The 9,103-nt window shown below is 62.8% G+C and carries 8 protein-coding genes and 1 pseudogene; all 9 read left to right on the forward strand.

What is annotated here, in order from left to right; translation table 11 throughout:
- Positions 1-145: 145 nt before the first annotated feature.
- Entirely contained in the window at positions 146-532 is a 387-nt protein-coding gene (locus BLX41_RS27955) for a CidA/LrgA family protein (protein ID WP_123727496.1), read from the forward strand.
- The gene (locus tag BLX41_RS27960; protein ID WP_123727497.1) at positions 522-1,208 is read left to right on the forward strand and encodes an LrgB family protein; all 687 of its coding nucleotides are present in this window, start codon (positions 522-524) and stop codon (positions 1,206-1,208) included. The genes BLX41_RS27955 and BLX41_RS27960 overlap by 11 nt, the downstream gene beginning before the upstream one ends.
- Positions 1,209-1,353: 145 nt before the next feature.
- Complete coding sequence (locus tag BLX41_RS27965) at positions 1,354-2,136, forward strand: class II aldolase/adducin family protein (RefSeq protein WP_123727498.1); 783 nt, start codon at positions 1,354-1,356, stop codon at positions 2,134-2,136.
- A complete protein-coding gene (locus tag BLX41_RS27970; RefSeq protein ID WP_123727499.1) occupies positions 2,136-3,038 on the forward strand; it encodes an alpha/beta fold hydrolase in 903 nt (300 codons plus the stop codon). Before BLX41_RS27965 ends, BLX41_RS27970 begins: the two co-directional genes overlap by 1 nt.
- Positions 3,039-3,205: 167 nt before the next feature.
- Entirely contained in the window at positions 3,206-4,117 is a 912-nt protein-coding gene (locus BLX41_RS27975) for an SDR family oxidoreductase (protein ID WP_123727798.1), read from the forward strand.
- A gap of 184 nt (positions 4,118-4,301) precedes the next feature.
- Positions 4,302-4,661, forward strand: a complete 360-nt coding sequence (locus BLX41_RS27980; protein WP_123727500.1) for a hypothetical protein — start codon at positions 4,302-4,304, stop codon at positions 4,659-4,661.
- Positions 4,662-5,144: 483 nt separating this feature from the next.
- Positions 5,145-6,944: a DUF1302 domain-containing protein gene (locus BLX41_RS27985; RefSeq protein WP_123727501.1), complete on the forward strand. Its 1,800-nt coding sequence runs from the start codon at positions 5,145-5,147 to the stop codon at positions 6,942-6,944.
- 24 nt (positions 6,945-6,968) lie between these two features.
- Positions 6,969-8,336 carry a DUF1329 domain-containing protein gene (locus BLX41_RS27990; protein WP_123727502.1) on the forward strand — a complete coding sequence of 456 codons (1,368 nt, stop codon included), beginning with the start codon at positions 6,969-6,971 and terminating at the stop codon, positions 8,334-8,336.
- Between the two features lie 151 nt (positions 8,337-8,487).
- A pseudogene (locus BLX41_RS36470) lies at positions 8,488-9,103 on the forward strand (AAA family ATPase); the annotation flags it as partial.

Genomic DNA, 9,103 nt, shown 5'->3' on the forward strand with positions numbered 1-9,103 from the left:
CCCTGGCGGATCACTTCGACGAAACTGCGCAGTTGTTTGAAATCCATGGTGATGATTCCAGATTGGAATGGTTTCAAGTCTAACAATTCGCTTCGGTGATGCAGGAGCTTTTCATAAAATAGGCCCCTGAGAGGACTGAACCATCATGAACATTTCCACCTGCAAACGCCTGGGCCGCCTGATTTGTGAACTGGCGGTGCTGTTGGCGATTTATTTTCTCGGTTGCCAGCTGGCCGCCTGGCTGCCGTGGCCGATTCCCGGCGGGGTCATCGGCCTTGCATTGTTATTGCTGACCTTCGCCCTGGGCTGGGTCAAGCCGGCGGCGTTGCAACTGGGTGCTGGCCTGCTGATGGCGGAGATGCTGCTGTTCTTCATTCCGGCGCTGATGAGCCTGCTGGACTACGGCGGCCTGCTGCGTCAGGACGGCTGGCGGATTCTGCTGGTGATCGGTATCAGCACCCTGCTGGTGATGCTGGTGACCGCACTGACGGTGGAAATGGTCTGCCGCTGGAAGATGCGCCATGAAGCTTGAAGCCATGCCGGTGTTCTGGCTGGCCCTGACCCTGGGCGCCTACCTGTTCAGCCGCTGGATCTACCGGCGCACCGGGCGCTACCTGCTGTCGCCGCTGATCCTGGTGCCGGCCCTGCTGCTGGCGGTCGCCGTGCCGCTGCACACCGCCTATGCCGAATACGCCGCCAACACCCACTGGCTGATGCTGGTGCTGGGGCCGGTGACCGTGGCCTTCGCCATTCCCATCTGGCAGCAGCGGCAGTTGCTGATGCGCCACTGGTCGGCCCTGTTGCTGGGCATGCTGGCGGGCAGCGCCGCGTCCATCGGCAGCTCCTTCGGCCTGGCCAAGGCCCTGGCCCTGGACAGCTCGGTGACCCTGTCCCTGGTGCCACGCTCCATTACCACCCCGTTCGCCATGCCCCTGGCTCACGACCTGGGCGGCGTGCCCGAGCTGACCGCGGTATTCGTAATGTTCACCGGAGTGTTTGGCGCCATGCTCGGTGGTGTGCTGCTGCGCTGGCTGCCCCTGCGCAGTGCCCTGGCCCGGGGCGCGCTGTTTGGCGTCGGCGCCCACGGAGCCGGAGTCAGTCGAGCCCATGAAGTCGGGGGGGAAGAGGGCTCGGTGGCTGGTCTGGTGATGGTCCTGACCGGGTTGCTGAACCTCTTCGCCGCTCCTTTACTGGCGTCGGTGCTTTGACGTCAAAGCCGCGGGCCAGAGCCTGTTTGCAGGCTGACCCGCTCGGTCATCAAGCTGGCTGCCAATGCAACTCCGCAGCTGGCGTGGGCTGTCTAGACTCTGAGGGTTCTCTCATCCAATAAGAACCATCACCGAGGTCCTTGCCGTGAGCCTAGCCCCCGTTCAATCGACACCGAGTGTAAAAAACCAAGTCAGTGCCCTCGAGTGGCAAACCCGCCTGGATCTGGCCGCCTGCTACCGCCTGGTGGCCATGCATGGCTGGGACGACCTGATCTTCACCCACATCTCCGCCAAGGTGCCGGGTACCGAAGACTTCCTGATCAACCCGTTCGGCATGATGTTCCACGAGATCACCGCCTCGAGCCTGGTGAAGGTCGACCAGGCCGGCAACAAGCTGATGGACAGCCCCTACGAGATCAATCCGGCGGGCTACACCATTCACAGTGCCGTGCACGCGGTGCGCCACGATGTGCTCTGTGTGTTGCATACCCACACCGCCGCCGGGGTTGCGGTGTCGGCGCAGAAGCAGGGCGTGTTGCCCATCAGCCAGCAATCGCTGTTCGTGCTGTCGAGCCTGGGCCATCACCCTTATGAAGGCGTGGCCCTGAACCCCGAGGAGAAAGAGCGGCTGCAGGCCGACCTGGGGGACAACAGCTTTCTGCTGCTGCACAACCATGGCTTGCTGACCTGCGGCGCCAGCATCGCCGACACCTTCCTGATGATGTTCACCTTCCAGCGTGCCTGCGAGATCCAGGTGCTGGCGCACAATGGCGGTGCCGAGCTGATCAGCATTCCCGCATCGATCCTGGCCGGGGCCAAGGCGATGATCGCCGGGGTCACCCGCAGTGCCCAGGGCATGGGGGGCGTACTGGCCTGGCCGGCCCTGTTGCGCAAACTCGATCAACTCGACCCGGGTTATAAAGTCTGATGCCTATCGCCGAGATTCCTCTTTGTGTCTGGCGCAAGCACGGCAAGGACTTTGTGTTTCGCGGCCAGCACATTCGTTACTGGGTGGCGGGGCAGGGTGAACCGCTGCTGTTGATCCATGGGTTTCCCACGGCCAGCTGGGACTGGCATTACCTGTGGCAACCCCTGGCGCGGCGCTATCAGGTGATCGCCTGCGACATGCTCGGCTTCGGCGATTCGGCCAAGCCCCTGGACCACGAGTACAGCCTGCTGGAGCAGGCGGACTTGCAGCAGGCGCTGCTGGCCCATTTGCGGATCCAGGAGCCGCTGCACCTGCTGGCCCATGACTATGGCGACAGCGTCGCCCAGGAACTGCTGGCCCGGCATTACGAGGAACGGATCGAGATCGCCAGCTGCGTGTTCCTCAACGGCGGTCTGTTTCCGGAAACCCATCGCCCGGTGCTGACCCAGAAGCTGTTGCTCAGCCCTGTGGGCTGGATGCTCGGGCGGGCGTTCAGCCGCCAGGGGCTGGCGAACAGTTTCCGACAGATCTTCGGCCCCCAGACGCGCCCCAGCGAGTCGGTCCTGGATGACTTCTGGAGCCTGGTGCAAAGCAACAACGGGCCGCGCATCCTGCACAAGTTGATCGCTTACATCCCCGAGCGGCGGGCCCAGCGCGAGCGTTGGGTCGGCGCCATGCAACGCGGCGAGGTGCCGCTGCGGGTGATCGATGGCGCCCAGGACCCGATTTCCGGGGCGCACATGGTGGAGCGCTATCGCCAGTTGATCGCCGAGCCGGACACGGTGCTGTTGCCGGGGATCGGCCATTACCCACAGATCGAGGCACCGTTGCCGGTGCTCAAGCATTACCTGGGGTTTCGCGATAGGTTGCTCACGCCACCACGCCAGGCGGTAGGCTCCTGAGCGCCAGGGCCACTGTGTGGCCCAAGGCAGGGGCCCGGTCTTGAGCGGACGGGGCGATTATCCCGCTGTCTTATTGGGCACCATTCAGGCCCGGACGTTTTTATTGTGACCGCCGGCCGGCTGCCTGACACTCGAAGAATTGTCCATTGGCCCTGCTGGAGTTCGGTATGAGTGAATCTGTGCGCTTGGAAGACAAAGTGGTGATCATCACCGGAGCCGGCGGAGGCTTGGGGCGGGCCCATGCGTTGCTGTTCGCCAAACATGGGGCCAAGGTGCTGGTCAACGACCTGGGAGGCTCGGCCCAGGGCGAGGGCGCCAGCGCCTCGGCCGCGGATCGGGTGGTGGCGCAGATCCGGGAGGCCGGGGGCATCGCCGAGGCCAACCATGACTCGGTGACCGATGGCGAAAAGATCGTGCAGAACGCCCTGGATGTGTTTGGCCGGGTCGATGTGGTGGTCAATAACGCCGGCATCCTGCGGGACAAGACCTTCCACAAGATGGAGGACACCGATTGGGACCTGGTGTACCGGGTGCATGTCGAAGGGGCCTACAAGGTCACTCGTGCCGCCTGGCCGCATCTGCGGGACCAGGCGTATGGACGGGTGATTTTCACCGCCTCCACCTCGGGCATCTACGGCAACTTCGGCCAGTCCAACTACGGCATGGCCAAGCTGGGCCTGTATGGCCTGACCCGGACCCTGGCGCTCGAGGGACGCAAGAACAATATCCTGGTCAACGCCATCGCCCCTACCGGTGGTACGCGCATGACCGAAGGCCTGATTCCGCCCCAAGTGTTCGAGCAGCTCAAGCCGGAGCTGGTGAGCCCGCTGGTGGTGTACCTGGGTAGCGAGCAGTGCGAGGAAACCTCCGGTCTGTTCGAAGTGGGCGGCGGCTGGATCGGCAAGGTGCGCTGGGAGCGCAGCCTGGGCGCCGGCTTCGATCCGCGCCAGGGATTCTCACCGGAAGATGTGGCGACCCACTGGCAGCAGATCTGCGATTTCGAGGGGGCGTCCCATCCCAAGGACAACATCGAAGCCCTGAAAGAGATGATGCAGAATCTGCAAAAGTACGCCCTCTGACATCCCATCCAGGGATGTCTTGCGGTTCGGTGGTCGGCGCCCTGCGTCGCTGATCACCGGGCGGTCTTTCCAGGCTTGAAAATAGCCATTCAATGACGCATCGGACCTTGAATCCCGGCGGTTGTACTCCTGCAGCGTTCGTCTCTATGCTCGACGGTAACCGAACGAACAAGGAGCGCTTGATATGTACGAGTCAAAGGACCAGCCGGTATTGTCGAGACTGCTGTTTATCCGCCGGTTATGTGTTCACGGCCTGGTGGTTCTGGCCCTGATCACCTTTTCGGTTCTGATGGGTATCAGCGGCCTGCTGTACTTCGAACGGGACATTTCCTTTCACGACGCCCTGTATGACGCGGCCATGATCCTTGGCGGCATCGGGCCCATCAACATGCCGCAAACCCCGGGCGGCAAACTGTTTTTTGCCACGTACGGGCTTTATACCAATCTGGTTTTTGCCGCCACCCTGGGCTTGATCCTGTCACCGGTGGCGCACCGCTTGCTGCACAAGTTTCATTACGATGAAAGTGATGACGACGGCCTGTAAGTGCAATTTGGTTTTTATGTTCCAGGCATAAAAAAGGCCGCTGCAAGAGCAGCGGCCAAAGTAAGACGTTAGATCAAGGAGCTACAAAATCAACGTCGGTGAACCTGGAGTAGCGACCTGAACTGAAGCCCTTCAAGCCAGCTGGAAATCTGTTTCGGAACACGGGCACCGGCCTCTTTGTGCGGCAGTGGCCTGGTGCTGTTTGCCGTGACTGCGAGGCAAGAATAAGCCCAGGCGTGCCCTGGAAAAATAGCGATTCAGGACAAGGACTGTTACAGCTTGAGCAACAGTCCTGAGGTGGCGCAGCACCTGTATCAATCCACTTGATGAACCCGTATCCGGCCCGTGGATTGTCTTTGAGCGGCCCCCATGGCAAGGGCACTCATTCTTTCGGGCGACAACTCGAATACCTCCTTGGTGCGCTTATCGGCCGTGGTACCCGGCAGTAGGGTGAGGCCTTCTGTCACTCACCGGGGAAGACGCATGACAAGAATAACAATGCGCGCCATCTTCAAACCGCAGGCGCTGGCTGTCGCGGTAGCGCTGGGCTGCAGCGCGCAGGCGCAGGCGGTTTCGTTCAACATCGGGGAAATTGAAGGGCAGTTCGACTCGTCGTTGTCCGTAGGCGCCAGTTGGGGCATGCGCGATGCCGACCGGGCGTTTGTCGGTACGGTCAACGGTGGCACCGCGCAATCTTCCACCGGCGACGATGGCCGCTTGAACTTCAAGAAGGGCGAGACCTTCTCGAAGATCTTCAAGGGCCTGCACGACCTTGAGCTCAAGTACGGCGACACCGGCGTCTTCGTTCGCGGCAAGTACTGGTACGACTTCGAACTCAAGGACGAAGACCGCGAGTTCAAGCCCATCAGCGACCACAACCGCAAGGAAGGCGCCAAGTCCTCGGGTGCGCAGATTCTCGACGCCTTCGTCTACCACAACTATTCCATTGCCAACCTGCCGGGTACCGTGCGCGCCGGCAAGCAGGTGGTGAGCTGGGGCGAAAGCACCTTCATCGGCAACTCCATCAACAGCATCAACCCGGTGGACGTCTCGGCCTTTCGTCGCCCCGGGGCCGAGATCAAGGAAGGTCTGGTGCCGGTGAACATGCTGTTCGCTTCCCAGGGCCTGACCAACCAGTTGACCGTGGAAGGCTTCTATCAGTTGGAGTGGGACCAGACCGTGGTGGACAACTGCGGCACCTTCTTCGGCAACGATGTGGTGGCCGATGGCTGTACCACCGGCTACACCGTCGGCAGCCCGGCGATCGCACCGTTGCAACCGGTGGCAGCGGCCTTCGGCCAGGGCTTTCAGGTAACCCGCGAGGGGGTGATCCTGCCCCGCGGCGGTGACCGCGACGCCCGGGACTCCGGGCAGTGGGGCGCGGCCCTGCGCTGGCTCGGCGACGACACCGAGTACGGCCTGTACTTCATGAACTACCACGCGCGCAGCCCGGTGGTGAGTACCATCACGGCCAACATCAGCCCGGCCACCTTGGGGGCTATCGGTGCTGCGGGAGCCGCGGCCGCTCCTACTGTTCCCGGCGCGGGGGCCAGCCTGGTGCAAAGCGTGATGCTCGGCCGTGGCCAGTACTACCTCGAATACCCGGAGGACATCCGCCTGTATGGCGCCAGCTTCTCCACCACCTTGCCCACGGGCACGGCCTGGACCGGCGAGATCAGCTACCGGCCCAACGCCCCGGTGCAGATCAACACCAACGACCTGACCCTGGCCCTGCTCAACCCCATCGCCGGAGGCGCGGCGTCGCCGATCAAGACCGCCATGGGCGCCGACAACACCGGCTACCGGCGCAAGGAAATCACCCAGATCCAGAGCTCCATGACCCAGTTCTTCGATCAGGTGCTGGGGGCCGATCGCCTGACCCTGGTGGGCGAAGCGGCGATCGTCCGGGTCGGTGGCCTGGAGGACAAAAGCAAGCTGCACTACGGCCGCGACTCGGTCTACGGTCAGTACGGCTATGGCGGCGACACCGACGGCTTCGTCACCGCCACCTCCTGGGGCTATCGCGCCCGGGCCATCCTCGACTACAGCAACGTGATCGGCGGGATCAACTTCAAGCCCAACCTGTCCTGGTCCCATGACGTCAACGGCTATGGCCCCAACGGCTTGTTCAACCAGGGTGCCAAGGCCCTCAGCGTTGGCGTCGATGCCGATTACCGCAACACCTACACCGCCAGCCTCAGCTACACCGACTTCTTTGGCGGGCGCTACAACACCCTGACCGACCGGGATTTCCTCGCGTTGAGCTTTGGCGTGAACTTCTGAATCGGCTCAAGAAGGAGCACTTGAATGCGCAAGATGATTCTGCAATGCAGCGCCCTGGCACTGGGCCTGTGGGCGGCCAACCTGATGGCCGCAGTGAGTCCGGAAGAAGCCGCCAAGCTGGGCACCAGCCTGACTCCCGTGGGGGCGGAGAAGGCCGGCAACGCCGATGGCTCGATTCCGGCCTGGACCGGCGGCATCCCGAAGAACGCCGGAGCGGTGGACAGCAAGGGCTTTCTCGCCGATCCCTTCGCCAATGAAAAACCGCTGTTCATCATCACCGCGGCCACTGCGGACAAGTACAAGGGCAAGCTTTCCGAAGGTCAGCTGGCGATGTTCAAGCGTTATCCGGACAGCTACCGGATTCCGGTCTATCCCACCCATCGCAGCGTCGGCCTGCCACCGGAAATCTACGAATCGGCCAAGCGCAGCGCGCTGAACGTGACCACCACCAACGACGGTAACGGGCTGGCCAACTTCACGGGCAACCGCTATTACGCTTTCCCGATTCCGAAGAACGGCATCGAGGTGCTGTGGAACCACCTGACCCGCTATCACGGCGGCAACCAGAAACGCATCATCACCCAGGCGACCCCTCAGACCAACGGCAGCTACACCTCGATCCGCTTTGAGGAGGAAGTGGCGGCGCCCCAACTGATCCCCGACCTGGACCCGGCCAAGGGGGCCAACGTGCAGAACTTCTTCAAGCAGTCGGTGACCGCTCCGGCGCGGCTGGCGGGCAACGTGCTGCTGGTCCATGAAACCTTGGATCAGGTCAAGGAGCCCCGCTCGGCCTGGATCTACAACGCCGGGCAGCGCCGTGTGCGCCGCGCCCCGCAAGTGGCCTACGACGGTCCGGGGACCGCGGCGGACGGGCTGCGGACTTCGGACAACTTCGACATGTTCTCCGGGGCGCCTGATCGTTACGACTGGAAACTGGTGGGCAAGAAGGAGATGTACATCCCCTACAACAGCTACAAGCTGGACTCCCCGAGCCTCAAGTACGACGACATCATCAAGGCCGGGCACATCAACCAGGACCTGACCCGCTACGAACTGCACCGGGTCTGGGAAGTGGTGGGCACGGTCAAGCCCAACCAGCGGCATATCTATGCTACCCGCCACATGTACATCGACGAGGACAGCTGGCAGGTGGCGCTGGTGGATCATTACGACGGTCGTGGCCAACTGTGGCGAGTGGCCGAAGGGCACGCGCAGTACTACTACGACCATCAGGTTCCGGCCTACACCCTGGAAGCCCTGTATGACCTCAACGCCGGGCGCTACCTGGCCCTGGGCATGAAGAACGAGGAAAAGCACAGCCTGGAGTTCGGCTTTGCCGCCAAGGCTGCCGACTACACGCCGGCCGCGTTGCGTGCCAGCGGGGTGCGCTAGGCGCTGGGTGACGCACGCGCTGGAAAGGCGACCGCCCGGTCGCCTTTTTTTATGGCAGGGGATCAGCCCGCTGAATACTTCTTCAACAGCTCGGGAGGTCGGGGCTAGGGTGGGGGCACGCTGGCTAAAACTATAAAAAAGGCACGCAGCAATGACCGCCATGACTCGTTGTCCAGAGCGTCCCGGGTTCATGCCCCGTTTGTCTTCCCATCATTTTCCACGCTGCCATTTGAGTACCCCTTTGCTGGCCTCCAGTGCACGGGTCAAGTTGCTGTGTGCCCCCGCCGGCAGTGGCAAGACCGCCCTGCTCAGCGAATGCCTGCAACAGGCCCCGGTTTCGTGCCGGGTGATCTGGTTGCCCCTGGGCGGTGCGCACCAGAGTCCTGAAGACTTGTGTCGTGCCCTGGCCGCGGCGTTGGGGCAGGTCGATGCCGATCCGAGCGCGCTGCTGCAGCACCTGGCCCATCTGTCCAGCCCGGCCTGGCTGTGCATCGATGACTATTGCCGTCTGCCGGCGGCGGACCTGGACGGGCTGCTGGACCGCCTGCTGAGCATCGACAATCCCTTGCTCACCTGGTGGATCGGCAGTCGCCGCCGCCCCCAATGCAACTGGCCACGACTGCTGCTGGACGACCAGCTCTACGAACTGGACGGCAGCGCCCTGGCCTTCAGCCAGAGCGATATCGAGCAATTGCTGCAACGCTTGCCGCAACCTTTGTGTGCCCAGACCGCCAGCCGCATCCTGCAACGCAGTGGCGGCCGGGGGG

The sequence above is a fragment of the Pseudomonas protegens genome, assembly GCF_003732485.1.
GTDB classification, from domain to species: domain Bacteria; phylum Pseudomonadota; class Gammaproteobacteria; order Pseudomonadales; family Pseudomonadaceae; genus Aquipseudomonas; species Aquipseudomonas protegens_B.

Coding starts and splice junctions, on each gene's coding strand:
- BLX41_RS27985 (WP_123727501.1), top strand. CDS start 5,145: ATGACAAGAATAACAATGCGCGCCATCTTCAAACCGCAGGCGCTGGCT.
- BLX41_RS27980 (WP_123727500.1), top strand. CDS start 4,302: ATGTACGAGTCAAAGGACCAGCCGGTATTGTCGAGACTGCTGTTTATC.
- BLX41_RS27975 (WP_123727798.1), top strand. CDS start 3,206: ATGAGTGAATCTGTGCGCTTGGAAGACAAAGTGGTGATCATCACCGGA.
- BLX41_RS27990 (WP_123727502.1), top strand. CDS start 6,969: ATGCGCAAGATGATTCTGCAATGCAGCGCCCTGGCACTGGGCCTGTGG.
- BLX41_RS27970 (WP_123727499.1), top strand. CDS start 2,136: ATGCCTATCGCCGAGATTCCTCTTTGTGTCTGGCGCAAGCACGGCAAG.
- BLX41_RS27955 (WP_123727496.1), top strand. CDS start 146: ATGAACATTTCCACCTGCAAACGCCTGGGCCGCCTGATTTGTGAACTG.
- BLX41_RS27960 (WP_123727497.1), top strand. CDS start 522: ATGAAGCTTGAAGCCATGCCGGTGTTCTGGCTGGCCCTGACCCTGGGC.